Below are 17,329 nucleotides of genomic sequence, written 5' to 3'. Positions count from 1 at the left end.
ATGAACAATCAGTTCTGCGTGATCCACCGTGCGACGGAAGAATTTCACGAATTACACAGCTGATCTGCCAGACCGCTGATCTAAAGATTTATCTTTTGATACCGGGGTTTGAGCAGATCACATCGACACAGGAGAGATGTGGCTAAACCCCGCGTTCACGAGCTCGCTAAAGAGCTCGGAATCACTTCAAAAGAAGCACTAACCAAGTTGCAGGACATGGGCGAATTCGTTCGCTCGGCATCCTCGACCGTTGAACCGCCAGTAGCGCGCAAGCTGCGCGACGCATTCCCAGGTTCCAACGGTGCCGCTAAGCCAGCAGCTGCTGCCAAGCCAGCCGCCGCCAAGCCAGCGACCCCTGGAGCACCGAAGTCGGCTTCCAAGCCGGCTGCTACCCCAGGTGCCTCGGCCCCGAAGCCAGGCGTTAAGCCAGCTGCGGCAGCTCCGGCTCCTGCAGCCCCAGCCGCACCTGCGGCGCCTGCAGCTCCGGTCGCGAAGGCAACCCCTGGCGCTCCATTGCCAGGTGCAGCCCCGGCACCGAAGCCAGGTGCCAAGCCAGCTCCGAAGCCAGGCGCTCCACGCCCAGGCAACAGCCCGTTCTCTTCCCAGCAGGGTATGCGCGGCGCTGAGTCCGGCGAACGCCGTGGTGGCGGCAACCGCGAAGGCGGTCGTGCCCCACGTCCAGGCGCACCTCGTCCGGGCGGTCCACGCCCAGGCAACAACCCGTTCTCCTCGCAGCAGGGTATGCGCGGCGAAGGCGGCCAGGGCGGTCCTCGCCCACCACGCGACGGCCAGCGCGGTCCACGCCCAGCAGGTGCCGGCGGTCCACGTCCGGCTCGTGACGGCCAGGGCGGTCCACGTCCGGCGCGTGACGGCCAGCGCGGTCCACGTCCAGCAGGTGCCGGCGGTCCACGCCCAGCAGGCCAGGGCGCTCCACGCCCAGCCGGCGCAGGTGGCCCACGCCCAGCAGGTGCCGGCGGTCCACGCCCAGGTGCTGGCGCAGGTACCACGGCAACCCCGCGCATGATGCCTAACCGCACCGATCGTCCAGCGCCAGCTGGCGGCGGACGTCCAGGTGCAGGTGCCGGCGGCCGCGGTCGCCCAGGTGGCGGCAGCGGTGGCGGCAGCGGTACCGGTGGCGGCTTCCGCCCAGGTGCACCACGCGGTCGCGGTGGCGTTGGCGGTGCTTTCGGCAAGGGAGGCGCCGGTCGCGGCAAGCAGCGCAAGTCCAAGCGCGCAAAGCGCCAGGAATTGGAGCAGATGAGTGCTCCGTCATTGGGCGGCGTGAATGTTCCACGCGGCAACGGCGACACCGAGATCCGTCTGCGCCGCGGCGCGTCGATCACCGACTTCGCCGACAAGATTGGCGCGAACCCAGCAGCACTGGTGACCGTACTGTTCCACCTCGGTGAAATGGCTACCGCCACCCAGTCGCTGGATGAGGCAACCTTCGAGGTACTCGGCGAAGAGCTGGGCTACAAGGTGCTTGTCGTCTCCCCTGAGGACGAAGACAAGGAACTGCTCGAAGGCTTCGGCCTGGACCTGGACGCCGAACTTGAGGCTGAAGGCGAAGACGTGCTTGAAGAGCGCGCCCCAGTCATCACCATCATGGGCCACGTCGACCACGGTAAGACCCGACTGCTGGATGCTATCCGCAAGTCGAACGTTATCGAGGGCGAGCATGGCGGCATCACCCAGCACATCGGTGCGTACCAGATCAACCACATCCATGAGGGCCGCGATCGCGCAATGACCTTCATCGATACCCCGGGCCACGAGGCGTTCACCGCCATGCGTGCCCGTGGTGCCGAGGTCACTGACGTGGCCGTGCTGGTTGTCGCCGCGGATGACGGCGTCATGCCGCAGACCGTGGAAGCACTGAACCACGCACAGGCTGCCGGCGTGCCGATCATCGTCGCTGTGAACAAGATCGATAAGGAAGGCGCCAACCCTGACAAGGTCATGGGCCAGCTGACCGAATACGGTTTGGTTCCAGAAGAATACGGTGGCGACACCATGTTCGTGAAGGTTTCGGCACTGCAGAAGCAGGGCATCGACGAGCTGCTGGACGCTGTCCTGCTGACCTCGGACGTGCTTGAGCTCAAGGCCAACCCGGACAAGTCCGCTCGTGGCGTGGCCATTGAAGCGAACCTGGATAAGGGCCGTGGTTCGGTTGTTACCGTCCTGGTCCAGTCCGGTACCCTCTGCGTTGGCGACACCATGGTGGTGGGCACCGCCCACGGCCGCGTGCGTGCAATGTTCAACGAGAACGGCGAAAACCTCGACGTGGCACTGCCATCGCGTCCGGTACAGGTCCTGGGCATGTCCTCGGTCCCGCGTGCTGGCGACGGCTTCCTGATCACCGAAGACGAGCGCACCGCCCGCCAGATCGCTGACAAGCGCGAAACCGCAGAGCGCAACGCAATGCTGGCCAAGCGCCGCAAGCGCATCACCTTGGAAGACTTCGACAAGGCTGTTGCCGATGGCAAGATCGATACCCTGAACCTGATCCTCAAGGGTGACGCTTCCGGTGCTGTTGAAGCACTGGAAGACTCGCTGATGAAGATCGAGGTCGGCGACGATGTGCAGCTGCGCGTGATCCACCGCGGTGTCGGTGCGATCACCCAGAACGACGTCAACTTGGCAACCGTGGACAACGCCATCATCATTGGCTTCAACGTCCGCCCAGCCGAGCGCGTGGCAGAACTGGCCGACAAGGAGGGCGTCGACATGCGCTTCTACTCGGTCATCTACTCCGCTATCGACGACATCGAGAATGCGCTCAAGGGCATGCTCAAGCCGGAGTTCGAAGAAGTGGCCCTCGGCACCGCCGAGATCCGCATGGTCTTCCGCTCCTCGAAGTTCGGCAACATTGCCGGTTCGATCATCCGCTCGGGCACCATCAAGCGCAACACCAAGGCTCGCCTGGTACGCGACGGCAACGTCGTGGGCGACAACCTGAACATCGATTCGCTGCGCCGCGAAAAGGACGATGTCACCGAGGTCCGCGAGGGCTTCGAATGCGGTATCGGCCTGGGGTCGTTCAACGACATCAAGGAAGGCGACATCATCGAGACCTTCGAGATGCGCGAAAAGCCACGCGACTAATTGCCGACAAGCAATTAGCAGTGTGACTCACTGATTCGTGGGCGTTTGACCGATAAGCTTTGGTCAAGCGCCCACGAGTTTTGAACCATTAGGAGAAAACCATGGCTGATTCAGCCCGCGCCGCACGCCTGGCTAAGCGCGTACAGGTCCTCATGGCCCAGTCGCTGCGCAACGTCATCAAGGACGAGCGCATTGACAACGTCACCGTGACCGACGCTCGCGTCACCAACGACCTGCAGCACGCTACGGTGTACTACACCGTCTTTGGCGATGACGAGATGAAGAAGGACATCGCTACCATGCTGGAAAAGCGTGGCGGTGCCCTGCGCAAGGAATTGGGCCGCAATCTGACCATCCGCCTGACCCCGACGCTGGCATTCGTCGCCGACGAAATCCCCGAGGGTGCCTCGCACCTGGAGGAACTGCTGGCCAAGGCCCGCGAGAAGGACGCCGAGGTTGCAGCTCTGCGCGAAGGCAAGGACTTCGCCGGAGACCAGGACCCGTACAAGAAGGACGAGGACGCCGAAGAAGCCTAAGGGTTTCTGGGCTTCATCCTGACTGGAGTAACGCCCCGGCCAGCACGCATTGCGTGCTGGCCGGGGCGTTGTGCGTTGGCCTCGATTACCCTCACAGCGAAGCGCGAATCCCTGCCGAAGCCTGGTCGCCGGGAAGATGGTGGGATAGCGTGATCAGAAACCGCCGGATCCGACCAAAGGTGCAGCACATGCCAGAATTCACCACAACATTGAGCGCAACCGGCGGGAACAACGTGGGCATCGTGGTTCCCGATGGCATCGTGCTCGGATTCGGCCGCGGCAAGCGCGTGCCGGTCATCGTGTGCATTGACGGGGACTACACGTACCGGAACAGCATTTCTTCCATGCACGGGCAGTTCCTCATTTCCTTCAGCTCCGAGACCCGTGCTGCCACGGGCAAGGGTGCGGCCGATGAAATCAGTGTGAAACTCGAACTGGACGAGGAACCGCGCACCGTCGAAATCCCCGAACCGCTGGCCGTGCTGCTCTCCGCCGAGCCCGAGCTGCTGGACGCCTGGAACAAGCTGTCCTACAGCAAGCAGCGCGGCCACGTGGACCCCATCGTGGCTGCCCGCGGCGAGGACACCAGGACGCGCCGGGTCGAGAAGGTCATCAAGACGCTGCGCAGCCACTAGCCTGCCGGGGCCATGCCCGCTGAGCCAGCAGGCCAGCCAGCCCCGGTCGCAGTCGGCAGCAGTGTGAACAACCCACCGGTGCCCCGGAGCTACTGCACGGTGAATTGCAGGCGCTGCCAGCCGCTGGCGCCATTGGGCACCGGGTTGGCTTTCTCGCTGGTCTGCAGCTTGCCCTGTGCATCATAGGCGCGGACGGTTGCCGAGTGCGTTCCGGGTGCTGCGTCCTTCCACACGAAGCGCCACTGCCGCCAGGTATCCAACGAGGCTTCGGTCGCCAGATGGGCATCTGCCCACGGTCCGTCATCGATCTGCACCTGCACACGCGAAATGCCCCGGGTCTGCGCCCATGCAGTTCCGCCCAAGACGACTTCTCCGGCAGGCACCTGGGCGAACGGGCGAGGGGTATCGATGCGGGAAGACATCTTGATTGGACCGCGTTCGGACCAGCCGCGAGTAGTCCAGTAGGCCGCCTTGTCCTGGAACCGCGTCACTTCCAAATCGACCACCCATTTGGTGGCCGACACGTAGCCGTAGAGACCTGGAACCACCATGCGCACCGGGAAACCATGCTCGAAAGGCAGCGGCTCGCCGTTCATGCCGATGGCCAGCAAAGCCATCCGGTCGTCGGTGAGTGCTTGGAGCGGGGTGGAGGCGCTGAAACCGTCATGCGAAGTCGAAAGCACCATATCCGCGCCGGCCTGCGGAACCGCGCGCTCCAGCAGCTTACGCAGCGGGTAGCCCAGCCATTTCGCGTTGCCTACCAGATCGCCGCCGACGGGATTCGACACGCAAGTGAGCGTCAGATAGGTTTCCACGAGTTCTTCGCCCAGCAGTTCGTCGAAATTCACGGTGAATTCCTTCTCCACCATGCCGTGCACGCGCAGCGACCACTGGTTCGGGTCGATCTGCGGCACCGAAAGCGCGGTATCGATGCGGTAGAAATCCTGGTTGGGCGTCACGAAGCGGGGCATGTCCGCTACTTCTACCTGCACACCTTCGGGCAGGGGTTCCGCCTTGGTCCGGGCCGCAGGCAGGCGCAAGGCCTTGCGGGCGGCGGCGGCCATATTCCGCGATGCCGACAGCGAGGTGGAAACACCGGTGGCGACGGCCGCGGTGGCCAGGGACAGGGCTGCGCCGATTAAGAACTTCCTGCGGCTTGGACCCGTCGCGTTGGCACCTTCGTCCTGCCTTGGGGCCGCGTCCGCAGCCAGCCGGGTCAGCCACTGCAGAAGCCCGATACCGGCGATCGCGCCCAGTACCGTCGGGATGATATCCAGCAGGCTGGTGGAAGCACGAGCGGCCACGGCACTGGAGAGCAGTACGGCCAAGCCGATGATGGCCGTGCAGGCCAGCGCAAAACTGCGCTTGGCGATCAGGCCGATCATCGCCGCCAGGACTGCGGCGGCTGCACCGATGGAAATGAATAACGCCAACTTGTCATTGGTCCCGAAGGTCGCGATGGCGAAGTCCTTGAGCCATGGGGGAGTCAGGTCGATGATGGCTGAACCCAGCGCGAAAAACGGCGAGGATGCATTGTTGAAAAATGCCGAGGCGAATTGGGCCACGGCAAACATGATTGCGGCCGAGCAAATTCCAGCCACCGCGTGGAATACGAGTTTACTGCTGCTGCGCTTCTGCCAAATGCCCACTGCCACTCACCTCATGCGTTGCGGTCCATGTTCCCCTGCAGAATGCAGGGGAACAACTTCTCACAGTGTTTTCGGAACGGGCAGCATTGCGGATTGGAAAAGGCTACAAGAACTTCCGCATGCTCACAGCGATTGGACCATGATGGGGTCTGTTGTCGGGGCAGGGGAGCCGGTGGCCGGCTCGACCGTGATCCCGAAGTGCGTGATGCCCTTCATTGGATCCGAAACCATGATCATGCCGTTGGCATCACCGCCGGTGAGCATTCCCGCAGGAACCGCCCCTTCTGCCGAGATCAGCCACAGCTCGTAGCCTTTGTCGCTGGACAAGGCTGGCATGCCCGAGGTGGACACCGCCATCAGGCCTTCGTCGGCAGAATAGGACAGCGTGATTCGCGCGCCGTCGTCCAGTGTCTGCGTTTTCGACTTGGCATCTGGGGCAGCCAGGATGCGGCTGAGCTCTTCTTGATGCGAGGCCATGGCGGCCATCTGGCTTTCCAGCTCGCGCTGCTGGGAATTCTGGTTGATGGCCAAGCCGCCCAGAGCCACCGCTGCGAGCAGCAGGACGCCGGCGGCCAAGGCGAAGAAGCGCTGCGGGCCGCGTTCTGCGCCAGCTTGCGGGGCCTGGTGCGTTGCAGCGGTTTCGGTTTCCCGTTCAGCAGGAGCAGCTGGTTCAGCAGGAGCTATTGGGTCCTGTGCCTGGGCGCCGTCGTGATCGAGGGCCGTCTCCTGCACAGGTGCCAATTGCTCGGTAGTGCGGATAGCGGCCATGATGTTGTTCTTCAGCCGGGCCGGAGGATTGACCGGTTGCGCTGACAAGCCGAGCAGTCCAGCAGTTTCCTGCAGGGCATCCAGTTCCCGGCGTGCCTGGGCAGAGTCGGGACCCCCATGCTGGAGGGCTTCGCGTTCCTTGTCTTCCAGAGCATCCAGGGCGAAGCTGTCGGTCAGCTCGTTCTCGTGCTTGTCCATTACGCCGCTCCCATCAGTTCTCGAAGTTTGCCCATTCCATCGCGTATTCGCGTTTTCGCGGTTCCCACCGGTATTTTCAGCAGCTCTGCGACTTCCGTGTGGGTGTATCCGCCGAAGTAGGCCAGGTGTATCGCCTCGCGTTGCGGGGCGGTGAGCCGCTGCAGGGCTTGGGCTACGCGCATGGTCTCGTCGTGCAAGATGGCATTCTCTTCCACGTCGTCGTAGCTGTCCTGGAATTCCTTGATTCCAACGCGCAAATCCCGGTCCTGGCTCGCTTGGCTTGCTCGCACCCGGTCGACGGCCCGGCGGTGGGCAATAGTCAGCAGCCATGATGCTGCCGTGCCACGCGTCGGATCAAAGCGCCTTGCCTGTTGCCACGCTTCGACAAACACTTCCTGGGTGACTTCTTCGCTCTGTGCATTATCGCGAAGCACCCGCAGCACGAGTCCGAAGACCCGTGAAGCCATGGCACCATAGAGCGATTCGAAGGCAGATTCATCTCCCAGCGCGACCTGTTGCAGCAGGACGTCTGGCGTTTTCACGGAATCGTCTTCCATGGCATCGAGTCTATTGGAACTCATGAATCCTAGGGTCTCATGCATCTGTGGCTAAGCGGCTATCTGCTGTGGCGTGGCGTTTTGCGAAAAGATCCGTCCAAGGGAACCAGGTTCCCGTTGCACCGGCGAAGGTGATGCCTGGAAGGTATTCCATGCACCACCTTCATGCCAGCGGCCTTGATGATTCTTGCTGTACTACTTCTTTGCCGGTGGCATCAGGACGGTGTCCACCAGGTACACGGTTGCGTTGGCGGTCTGCACGCCGCCGCAGATAACCGAAGCCCCGTTGACTTCCAGATCGTCGCCGCTGCCGGTGACTTCCACTTCTTCGCCCTGGACCGTTGCGTGGGTTCCGGGAAGATCATCTGGTGCAATCTGGCCGGAAACGACGTGGTAGGTCAGGATGCTGGTCAGGGTGTCGGCGTCCTTGGCAACTGCGGACAGGTCATCCTTCGGGATTGCCGCGAAGGCGTCGTCAACCGGTGCGAAGACGGTGAATTCGCCGCCATTGAGGGTATCGACGAGATCGACATCAGGATTCAGCTCACCGGAGACTGCAGAAGTCAGGGTGGTCAGCAGCGGGTTGTTCGAGGCAGCGACGGCCACTGGATCCTGGGCCATTCCGGCTACCGAGCCATCACCGGTCGGGACTGCTTCGGCGTAGGCCGCGCAACCCTTGCCCACAAGATTGCTTGCTGGATCCATTGCCGATTCGCTGGCCATGGGCGAGCTGCTTTCCGAGGCGGACGCCGTGGGCGATTCCATGGTTTCCGAACCGGTCGAGCAGGCGCTCAGTCCCATGGCGGCGACTGCGATGAGCCCGAATGCTCCAGCGACTTTGCTGTATGTGCGCTTCATGATTTTCTCCTTGCTTCGCCGCGACTGATGTCGTCGGTCCTTTTCCTGTCCGTGCGGATCAGGTTGTCAATGAGCATTCGGGGCAGGTTGCCCGACGGATTGGATTCTCTTGGAAATTTTTTTTGCGTCTTGCTGGCAGGCCGTGAAGCTGCCGGATCCACGGGCTGGCGGGCCCGGTCCCGGAGCATTGCCGGCTCATGGAAATAGGCTGCAAGTGGGATCTGCCACGCTTGGAACCAGCGACAGCCTTATTCTCTGCACAAGCCATATACTGGAAGGCGTGAGTAAAGCCGGGCAGAACACGCAAGAGCAGGCCTCAGGCCTCGTATTAGTCGACAAAGAGCAGGGAATGACCTCCCACGATGTGGTCGGTCGCATCCGCAGACTTGCAGGGACTCGAAAAGTCGGCCACGCCGGCACCCTGGACCCCATGGCCACCGGCGTGCTGGTTATCGGCGTGAACAAGGCAACCCGGCTGCTGACCTACATCGTCGGCCACGACAAGACCTACACCGCCACCATCCGGCTGGGGCAGAACACCGTCACGGACGATGCCGAAGGCGAAATCATTTCCGAGCGCATCGCCGCAGCGGTCAGCGACGAAGACATCGAGCGCGAGATCGCCCAGCTGCGCGGAGACATCGAGCAGATTCCGAGCTCGGTCTCGGCCATCAAGGTCGATGGCAAGCGTTCCTACGCTCGCGTGCGCGCTGGCGAACAGGTAGAACTCAAGGCCCGCCCGGTCACCATTTCGCGGTTCGAGATCCATGAGGTGCGCCGCGAAAACGGCGGCAAGATCCTCGACGTCGACGTCACGGTATCGTGCTCTTCTGGAACCTACATCCGGGCGTTGGCCCGCGACCTGGGCGAAGCATTGAACGTTGGCGGGCACCTGACGGCGCTGCGCCGTACCGAGGTGGGCCCATACAAGATCGAACTCACCCGCACCCTGGAGCAGCTGGCCGGGGAATTCGAGATTCTCCCAATCGAAAAGGCTGCTGCCGCGCTGTTCCCGAACCGCACGGTCAGCGTCGACGAAGCCGTGGAATTGTCTTTCGGCCGCACCATCCCCGCCTCGCATCTGGGCATGGACATTGCCGAAGGCCAGACCGTTGCGGCTTTCGCTCCCAATGGCGTGCTGGTCGCACTGCTGGAAGACAAGGGCGACAAGGCGCGTACGGCCTTGGTCTTCACCGCTAAGTAATCCCGAAAGGAACTGGCTTGATTGCCGTCAATGGATTCTTCATCGCCGGAGCGGTGGTCTGCGCACTGGCATTGCTGGTGGCAGTTATCGCAACCGCTATCCGCAAGCACCCGGATGACTGGGCGCTGATCGGTGCGGTGGCCACCGAGCTTTTCCTGATTGCCTACGGCATCGCGGCCGCGATCCGCCAGGTCGGGGGAAATGCGGTGCAAGGCGACCCGGTGGAATTCTGGGGCTACTTCATCACAGCGCTGATCATGCCGCCGGTGGCCTTCTTCTGGGCGATCAGCGAGAAGAGCCGTTGGTCCAACGCCGTGCTGGCCGCGTCGGCCGCCGTCACCTTCGTAATGGTGTTCCGCATGGAACAGATCTGGCAGTAGGAGTACTCACATGGGTGAAAAGCCGCGAAATTCGCGAATCATGCAGGCCGCTCAGGCGCGCAGCACCAATAAGGCCCCCAAGCCAAGCCGGTCCACCGGACTGGGCCGGGTGATCATTGCCGTGTACGGCATCCTCGCCCTGGCGGCGAGCGTGCGCGCGGTGTACCAGATCATGAGCAAATTCGACGAAGCGCCGATCGCCTACAGCCTGTCGCTGTTTTCTGGCCTGGTCTATATCCTTGCCACATTCTCGCTGTCTTCAGCCAAGCGTGGTGCCTGGCTGGTTTCGCTCTGGGCGGTAGCCGTTGAATTGGCAGGCGTGATCGTGGTCGGCATCTTGTCGCTGACCCACCCCGAAGACTTCGCCCATCCGTCGGTGTGGAGCGGTTTCGGCGAAGGATACGGCTACGTTCCACTGGTGCTGCCGATTGTCGGCTTGTGGTGGCTGTACCGTAACCGTAATGAGCGTCACGCCTAAAGACGTGCAAGAATTACCACGGTGGGTTTTCCATCCACCGCAGCAGAATTTCTGAAGGAGCAAAGTGCACTATTGGAAGGGCTTGGATGCCGTCCCCGCGGATATGGCTCCCACTGTCGTGACCATTGGCAACTTTGATGGTGTCCACCTGGGCCATTGCGAGGTGCTGGATGCAGCTGTCGCGCAGGCCAAAGCACGCTCGGCTCAATCGGTAGCGATCACTTTCGACCCGCACCCGGCGCTGGTGCACCGTCCCGATGATGCTCCTGAATTGATCATGGGTCTGGCTGACCGCGTGGACACCTTGGCCAGCGTTGGCCTGGATGCCACGCTGATGATCCACTACACCCTGGAATTCGCGGACCAGAGCGCTGAAGAGTTCGTTCGCTCCATCATCGTAGAGAAGCTGAATGCCGTGGCCGTTGTGGTCGGGCATGATGTGCGTTTTGGCCGCGGCAATTCCGGGGACTTCAGCTACATGCAGGAACTGGGCACCAAATACGGTTTTGAAGTCATAGGTGTCGAAGACGTAGGGGACAAGCGCCGCTTGTCCTCGACCTGGGTCCGTGAAGAACTAGCCGCCGGCAATGTCGAAGCTGCCGCCGCGATCCTCGGCCGGCCGCATCGCATGCGCGGAGAAGTAGTCCATGGCCATGCCCGTGGACGCGAGCTGGGATTTCCCACCGCGAATCTGGACACCGAAGCCACCGGCATCATCCCCGCCGATGGGGTCTATGCCGGCTGGGTGATCGACGAGGCCGAGGTGCGTTGGCCAGCAGCAATTTCCGTCGGGTCGAACCCCACCTTCGATGGCGTCTCCCGAGTGGTTGAAGCCCACGTGATTGACCGGCCCGAAGAAGGCGTGGAAGATTTCGATCTGTACGGACAGCAGATTGTCGTTGAGTTCATTTCCCACCTGCGTCCGATGGTTGCCTACCGCGGCATCGAAGCCCTCATTGAGCAGATGACCGAGGACGTTGACCAGGCCCGTGCGGTGCTGGCTATAGAACGCCACTAGGAATCATGGCTGAGATACCATCATTGCCGCAGCGGGCCTTCGTCGTGGGCGCCCAGCGCCGCGATGAATTAGCTTCCGCTTTCCAAGCCGATGCCGAAAGCTACGACAAGATCCGTCCTTCCTATCCGCAGGAAGCCTTGGAATTCACGCTGCAGCACCGACCGGTGAGTGCCATTGACATCGGCTGCGGTTCGGGGATCTTCACCGAACAGCTCATCCGTGCAGGCCTGGAAGTCAGGGCCGTAGACCCATCGGCAGAAATGCTCTCGGTCCTGTCCAAGCGGCTGCCGGCGATCGAGGTAACCTGCGCCGCAGGTGAAGCGACCGGCTTGGAGGCCGATAGCGCTGGCCTGGTGACCTATGCCCAGGCATGGCACTGGGTGGACCACCCTCAAGCCAGTGCCGAAGCGGCCCGATTGCTCCATGATGGCGGTTGGCTCACCCTGCTGTGGAATCAGCTGGATGTCGCCATTCCCTGGGTTCACCGCTTGGCACGCATCATGCATGCCGGCGATGTGCACCGGCCGGAGCTGGAGCCGCCGTTGGGACCCCAGTTCCAGAAGCCGGAGCATGGCATCTGGCATTGGTCCATGGAACTGGATTTCCACGAGATCGTCGAGCTGACCAAATCCCGCAGCTACTACCGCAAGTCTTCAGAAACTACCCGCGCCAAGGTGGAAGCGAACTTGGCCTGGTATTGGCAGGAGCATCTGGGGCACGAGCAGGACGCAAAGGTGCAGGTGCCCTATCTCACCCATGCCTGGAGGTCCCGCCGGCGCACCCGTCGGTGATATGATTGGCGATGGTTCTCGCTGCAGTCCGCGGTTGCGAGTTTCCGCCGTGAGCGTCTCGACGTTCGCACCGACTTATGAACGCGGTCCAACTCTAGGAGTTTGTTATGGCATTGGATGCCACTATCAAGAACGAAATCATCAAGGCTTACGCTACCCACGAGGGTGACACCGGTTCGCCTGAGGTTCAGATTGCCGTCATGTCCCGCCGTATTTCGGACCTGACCGAGCACCTGAAGATGCACAAGCATGATCACCACACCCGCCGTGGCCTGATGGCTCTGGTTGGTCGTCGTCGTCGTATGCTCGGCTACCTGAAGAACACCGACATCGAGCGTTACCGTTCGCTGATCGAGCGTCTGGGCCTGCGCAAGTAGTCCTCTGCTTCAGAGCAAGAAATTCCCCGTCTCCGCTTCAGGAGTCGGGGATTTTTCTTTGCCTCCGGACCTTGGCAACGCCGCTCATGTGTTCGCTATTTGCCGGCACGAATCAAGATCAGTAATCGACAGAGGCAAGAATCGGATGAATTCCTGCTCTCCCAGGCTCATCCCGCAGGCAAGCACATGACGGAACAGGCGTCGGAGAGGCCTTGGACGCTCCCGCTAACGTTTCCCCGGATTAAATTCCGCCCCGAATATCTCGGTATCTGACCTTCCTGTGGAGCCACATACCGTTGGGCTAAGGCTAATGAGCCATCCGCGACATCTTCCGAAACCTGAAGGTCACTTTGACCTCAGGTTTCTTCTCGTTTCTCCAGTTTTCCATGCCCTTTCCGAGGCGCCGCCCAAGTGGTTGCATGGCTACCAAGCACGGAAAAAGCGCGAAATAGAGGGGAACAGGGATGAATAATTTCAAACGGTTGAACTTTCGAAGCATGGGCACGGCGGCGGGGCTGACGGCAGCAGCGTTCTTTTTAGCCTCATGCACTGCGTCAGCTCACGGCACGGATCTTGAGAACCCTGACGGCACAATAACCGTCCGCTACGAAGGAAGCGCCAATACCGTGACCCTTCCGGAGCTGGCTGAAGACCTGGGCTACCTTGACGGTGTGTCCTTGGAATGGGTTGGCAACAACTCCAGCGGGCCCTCGGCGATCCAGAACACAGCCACCGGCGCCACCGAGATCGGCAGCGCGTTCTCCGGAGCAGTGGTGAAGCTGCAGGAAGCTGGATCGCCTGTCACCGCGGTGGTCTCATCCTATGGTTCCAATGCAGACTACTTTGTCGGGTTCTACACGAGCGAAGACAGCGGCATCAAAGAACCGAGGGACCTCATTGGCAAGACAATTGCAGTCAATACTTTGGGCGCTCATTCCGAAGCGGTCGTTAGCAGCTATCTGAAATCCGAAGGCCTGACGCCGCAAGAGATCGAGCAGGTGCAGCTGGTCGTATTGCCACCTACCGACACCGCACAAGCCGTTCGCACCCATCAGGTCGACGTTGGCGCTCTTTCCGGGGCTTCCCAAGTGCATGCGGTGAAGCTAGGCGGCTTGCGAGAAGTTTTCAGGGACACGCAAGTCTTCAGCAACTTTGATGCCGGAGAGTACGTCCTTCGGGATGATTTCATCGCTCAATACCCTGAAGCAGCGCATTCCCTGGCCACTGGCATTGCCAAAGCAGCGGACTGGGCTTCGACGCATCCGCGCGAAGAGGTCATCAAGAGATTCACCGCAATCGTTGAATCCAGGGATCGCGGAGACGACGTTGAAGCCCTGCAGTACTTCAACGGCTATGGCTTGGGCGAACACGCAGCCATCGAAGATGAGGACTTCAGCAGATGGGCGCAATGGCTCAACGACGCGGGGATTCTCGAAGGAGAAATCACCCCCAGCGAGTACTACACCAACGAATTCAACGACCTCGCAAACGAAGGGCAGTAATCGCGCATGTCTACCATTGAGATCAAGAACTTGGGCAAGAAATTCCTCCGCTCCGGATCAAGTGAAGATACTGCCGTCACGGCCATTGAATCACTGGATCTCCGGATCCAGGACGGAGAATTCTTCACCCTTGTCGGCCCCAGCGGATGCGGCAAATCCACTCTTCTGGATATCTTGGCCGGGTTGGCCGCGCCAACTTCGGGCGAAGTTCTCGTTGATGGCGAGCCGGTCTCCGGTCCCAGCCTGGAACGTTCAGTAGTCTTCCAGCAATACGCGCTCTTCCCATGGCTCACGGCAGTGGCCAATGTCGAGGTGGGGCTGGAGAGCCAGGCCCGTCGCGGTCGGGGACTGGACAAATCGGGAAGGCGGATCCGCGCTAACGAATATCTGCGACTCGTTGGCCTGCAGGGTGTGGAAGACAAGTACCCCCACGAACTATCCGGCGGCATGCGTCAACGCGTGGCCATAGCCCGTGCCTTGGCCCATGAACCCAAGGTGCTGCTGATGGATGAGCCGTTCGCCGCCCTGGATGCCCAAACACGCGAACAACTCCAGGACTTGCTGCTAGATATCTGGAGTCGCACCCGAACCACGATTGTCTTCATTACGCACGGCATAGAAGAAGCCGTGTACCTGGGGCAGCGGGTAGCGGTGATGTCCTCCAAACCCGGACGAATCAAGGAGATCATCAACATTGAACTCGACGGGCGCCACAGTGTTGATGACATCCGCTCGGCTCCCCAATTCAGCGATTACCGCCATCGCATCTGGACGCTGCTTCACGAGTCCGCTCCCAGTGCCGGCAAATCGCCGGTGAGCCACAAGTCGCTCGTTTCTCCAGGAGTACCAGCATGAGCACCTTAGCCGTACCGGACCAGCGCCTGCAGGGCTCCACCGGGGAGTCAAACCGGCCTTCTCCTTTCCTGCGTTTGGCCGGAAGACTGCGGTCAACGCTGTACCGTTCGGGTGCGATCATCGGTTTTCTCCTGGTGTGGGAGCTTGTCCCGCAATTCGTCCTGGAACCATCATCCCGGGTCTTTCTTCCTCCCTTGCATGAAGTCCTGCAGGCACTGGGGAAGATGATTGCCTCAGGGGATCTGGGCACGCACATCCTGGCAAGCCTAGGCCGGGCGGCCGTAGGATTCACGCTCGCTGTCCTCATCGGCGTGCCAGTCGGATTGGTCGTCGCGTGGTTCTCGAAAGTCGGCGATTTCCTCAACCCGTTGCTGGAGGTATTCCGAAATACCGCGGCCTTGGCGTTGCTTCCGGTCTTCACGCTCCTTCTCGGTATTGGCGAAGTATCCAAGGTATCGATTGTCGTCTACGCGGCGTTCTTCCCGGTGCTTCTCAACACCATCCTTGGAGCACGCAGCGTAGATCCCTTGCTGATCAGGGCGGCAAAAACCTTGGGGCTCACCAGCTACGAGATCTTCGCGAAAGTTGTCTTGCCCGCCTCCGTACCCATCATCTTCACCGGCGTCCGGATGGCAGGAACGTCATCCGTGCTGGTGCTCATCGCCGCCGAAATGATCGGCGCCAAGGCTGGACTGGGCCTCCTGATCACCAATTCGCAAGCCAGTTTCCTGATCCCGAAAATGTACGCAGCCATACTCACTGTCGCCATCCTAGGCTTCACGGTCAACGCAGCACTTGTAGCGCTGGGGCGCCACTTCTCGCGCTGGGCTCGCGCCTAGACAATCTTCCTACCGAAGGGACTACAACCATGACACGAACTTTGACTCTCAACGCGTTCTTGATGACTACCGGGCATCATGAATCCTCATGGCGCCTGCCGCTCAGCGACCCCCTCGCCGGAACGGACATCGGCCACTACATCCGTTTGGCGCAGCTGGCCGAGAAAGCGAAGCTCGACGCGATCTTCTTCGCAGACGGCCCAGTGCTTCAAGGGCCGGTCGCCCAACGACCTGCAGGAATCCTCGACCCTGTGACAGTGCTTTCTGCCATCGCCCCGTTGACCCGGCACATTGGGCTGATAGCGACCGCATCAACCAGCTACAACGACCCCTATAATCTTGCCCGCCGCTTTGCAAGCCTGGATGTGATCAGCAATGGGCGTGCGGGCTGGAACGTCGTCACCACAGCAGGCGATGCAGCGGCGAGGAATTTCTCCCAATCCGCCCAATTGGACAGCTCGCAACGATACCGTCGCGCCGAGGAATTCCTGGAGGTGGTCAAGAAGCTCTGGGACTCCTGGGAGCCGGATGCAGTCGTCGCTGACAAGGGAAGCGGGATCTGGGCGGATCCGGGCAAGATACACTCCGCGGCACACATCGGGGAGCACTTCCAGGTTGCTGGAGCGCTCAATGTCCCGCGGTCGCCCCAGGGGCATCCGGTGATCGTCCAGGCGGGAGCTTCGGCCGCCGGCAAGGAATTCGCCGGGCGATGGGCTGAAGCCATTTTCACCGCTCACCAATCATTTGAGTCTGCCAGGGACTTCTACCAGGAAATCAAAGACAAGGCAGCAGGCAACGGCCGAGCAGCGCATTCGGTCAAAGTCCTTCCAGGAATTGTTCCCATCCTTGGTTCCACGGAAGCCGAAGCCAATGAATTGGCGGATTCCCTGGATGAGCTCATTCTGCCGGAATACGCCAGGAATACGTTGGCCCAGCAGTTGCATGTGGAGCCGGCAATCCTTGAACTGGACCGAGAACTTCCCGCCGAGCTGGAGAATACCGTGGCCAAGGAGAAATCCACCTCCCGAAGGGATCTCATCTTGGATCTGGGTTACCGAAGGAAGCTCACGGTTCGCCAGATCATCCGGGAGCTAGGTCCTGGCCGGGGACACCAGACGTTCTCGGGTACGCCGGAGCAGCTGGCGGACCGGATCGAGTACTGGTTCAAAGCCGGAGCGGCCGATGGATTTAATATCATGGCTCCGGTCTTGCCGGCAGGTCTCGAAGTATTCACGGAGCAGGTAGTCCCGATTTTGCAGCAGCGCAAGCTTTTCCGTACTGAATACGAGCAGAGTACGCTTCGCGGAAACTACGGGTTGCCAGTACCGGCAAATAATCGCCTGGGCTTGGCATTCTAGAGCCTGATAGTCGTGTACCGAAGGGCGAGAGCCATTGCTCTCGTCCTTCGGTTGCCGGTGGGATCAGGCCCCGGCGGATACCGGTTGCTGGTTCAGCTGCGTCCTCCAGGAATGCCCTGGGTGATCAGCATGGAGAAACCGCAAGGAAAGTACTGGCGAGGGGAGCCGCACGAAGTTGATTCGACAAGGCTCCCACCACGGGCAGCAGCTGGTGAAGTGCA

General features: G+C 61.1%; 17 protein-coding genes. 13 read left to right on the top strand and 4 right to left on the bottom strand.

Going from position 1 to position 17,329, the window contains the following annotated elements:
- Window positions 1-138 precede the first annotated feature (138 nt).
- The 3 genes from infB to ACP3TE_RS02230 all read left to right on the top strand — a co-directional run bounded on the left by infB (window position 139) and on the right by ACP3TE_RS02230 (window position 4,276).
- Window positions 139-3,105 (top strand): translation initiation factor IF-2, encoded by a 2,967-nt coding sequence (gene infB, locus ACP3TE_RS02240; RefSeq protein ID WP_332594938.1) that lies wholly within the window; start codon window positions 139-141, stop codon window positions 3,103-3,105.
- Between the two features lie 101 nt (window positions 3,106-3,206).
- On the top strand, window positions 3,207-3,641 hold the full coding sequence (rbfA, locus tag ACP3TE_RS02235) for a 30S ribosome-binding factor RbfA (RefSeq protein WP_105657282.1): 435 nt from the start codon (window positions 3,207-3,209) through the stop codon (window positions 3,639-3,641).
- Between the two features lie 188 nt (window positions 3,642-3,829).
- Window positions 3,830-4,276 (top strand): YdeI/OmpD-associated family protein, encoded by a 447-nt coding sequence (locus ACP3TE_RS02230; protein WP_426735096.1) that lies wholly within the window; start codon window positions 3,830-3,832, stop codon window positions 4,274-4,276.
- Between the two features lie 89 nt (window positions 4,277-4,365).
- On the opposite strand, the gene ACP3TE_RS02225 is transcribed toward ACP3TE_RS02230, so the two are convergent.
- The 4 genes from ACP3TE_RS02225 to ACP3TE_RS02210 all read right to left on the bottom strand — a co-directional run bounded on the left by ACP3TE_RS02225 (window position 4,366) and on the right by ACP3TE_RS02210 (window position 8,306).
- Window positions 4,366-5,850 (bottom strand): molybdopterin-dependent oxidoreductase, encoded by a 1,485-nt coding sequence (locus ACP3TE_RS02225; protein WP_426736178.1) that lies wholly within the window; start codon window positions 5,848-5,850, stop codon window positions 4,366-4,368.
- A gap of 198 nt (window positions 5,851-6,048) precedes the next feature.
- Window positions 6,049-6,891: an anti-sigma factor domain-containing protein gene (locus ACP3TE_RS02220; protein WP_105657284.1), complete on the bottom strand. Its 843-nt coding sequence runs from the start codon at window positions 6,889-6,891 to the stop codon at window positions 6,049-6,051.
- Complete coding sequence (gene sigK, locus ACP3TE_RS02215; RefSeq protein WP_426735094.1) at window positions 6,891-7,472, bottom strand: ECF RNA polymerase sigma factor SigK; 582 nt, start codon at window positions 7,470-7,472, stop codon at window positions 6,891-6,893. The genes ACP3TE_RS02220 and sigK overlap by 1 nt, the downstream gene beginning before the upstream one ends.
- Before the next feature lie 171 nt (window positions 7,473-7,643).
- The gene (locus ACP3TE_RS02210) at window positions 7,644-8,306 is read right to left on the bottom strand and encodes a fasciclin domain-containing protein (protein ID WP_105657286.1); all 663 of its coding nucleotides are present in this window, start codon (window positions 8,304-8,306) and stop codon (window positions 7,644-7,646) included.
- A gap of 280 nt (window positions 8,307-8,586) precedes the next feature.
- On the opposite strand from ACP3TE_RS02210, the gene truB reads away from it, so the two are divergent.
- The 10 genes from truB to ACP3TE_RS02160 all read left to right on the top strand — a co-directional run bounded on the left by truB (window position 8,587) and on the right by ACP3TE_RS02160 (window position 17,108).
- Window positions 8,587-9,510, top strand: a complete 924-nt coding sequence (truB, locus tag ACP3TE_RS02205; protein WP_105661834.1) for a tRNA pseudouridine(55) synthase TruB — start codon at window positions 8,587-8,589, stop codon at window positions 9,508-9,510.
- A 17-nt stretch (window positions 9,511-9,527) separates the two neighbouring features.
- Window positions 9,528-9,890: a hypothetical protein gene (locus ACP3TE_RS02200; RefSeq protein WP_105657288.1), complete on the top strand. Its 363-nt coding sequence runs from the start codon at window positions 9,528-9,530 to the stop codon at window positions 9,888-9,890.
- Window positions 9,891-9,900: 10 nt separating this feature from the next.
- Window positions 9,901-10,368 carry a hypothetical protein gene (locus tag ACP3TE_RS02195; RefSeq protein ID WP_181148828.1) on the top strand — a complete coding sequence of 156 codons (468 nt, stop codon included), beginning with the start codon at window positions 9,901-9,903 and terminating at the stop codon, window positions 10,366-10,368.
- A 64-nt stretch (window positions 10,369-10,432) separates the two neighbouring features.
- Window positions 10,433-11,386: a bifunctional riboflavin kinase/FAD synthetase gene (locus ACP3TE_RS02190; protein WP_105657289.1), complete on the top strand. Its 954-nt coding sequence runs from the start codon at window positions 10,433-10,435 to the stop codon at window positions 11,384-11,386.
- Between the two features lie 5 nt (window positions 11,387-11,391).
- Window positions 11,392-12,177, top strand: coding sequence for a class I SAM-dependent methyltransferase (locus ACP3TE_RS02185; protein WP_105661835.1), 786 nt, complete (start codon window positions 11,392-11,394; stop codon window positions 12,175-12,177).
- 107 nt (window positions 12,178-12,284) lie between these two features.
- Complete coding sequence (gene rpsO / locus ACP3TE_RS02180) at window positions 12,285-12,554, top strand: 30S ribosomal protein S15 (RefSeq protein WP_013348393.1); 270 nt, start codon at window positions 12,285-12,287, stop codon at window positions 12,552-12,554.
- Between the two features lie 626 nt (window positions 12,555-13,180).
- Window positions 13,181-14,056 carry an ABC transporter substrate-binding protein gene (locus tag ACP3TE_RS02175; RefSeq protein WP_426735091.1) on the top strand — a complete coding sequence of 292 codons (876 nt, stop codon included), beginning with the start codon at window positions 13,181-13,183 and terminating at the stop codon, window positions 14,054-14,056.
- A gap of 6 nt (window positions 14,057-14,062) precedes the next feature.
- Window positions 14,063-14,911 (top strand): ABC transporter ATP-binding protein, encoded by an 849-nt coding sequence (locus ACP3TE_RS02170; protein ID WP_105658237.1) that lies wholly within the window; start codon window positions 14,063-14,065, stop codon window positions 14,909-14,911.
- A complete protein-coding gene (locus ACP3TE_RS02165) occupies window positions 14,908-15,750 on the top strand; it encodes an ABC transporter permease (protein ID WP_426735089.1) in 843 nt (280 codons plus the stop codon). The genes ACP3TE_RS02170 and ACP3TE_RS02165 overlap by 4 nt, the downstream gene beginning before the upstream one ends.
- Before the next feature lie 29 nt (window positions 15,751-15,779).
- Entirely contained in the window at window positions 15,780-17,108 is a 1,329-nt protein-coding gene (locus ACP3TE_RS02160; RefSeq protein ID WP_426735088.1) for an LLM class flavin-dependent oxidoreductase, read from the top strand.
- The last annotated feature ends 221 nt before the right edge of the window (window positions 17,109-17,329 follow it).

Source organism: Glutamicibacter sp. 2E12 (assembly GCF_050030965.1).
In the GTDB taxonomy this organism is placed as follows: Bacteria; Actinomycetota; Actinomycetes; order Actinomycetales; family Micrococcaceae; genus Glutamicibacter.
This window is presented reverse-complemented; position numbering and strand designations above follow the sequence as displayed.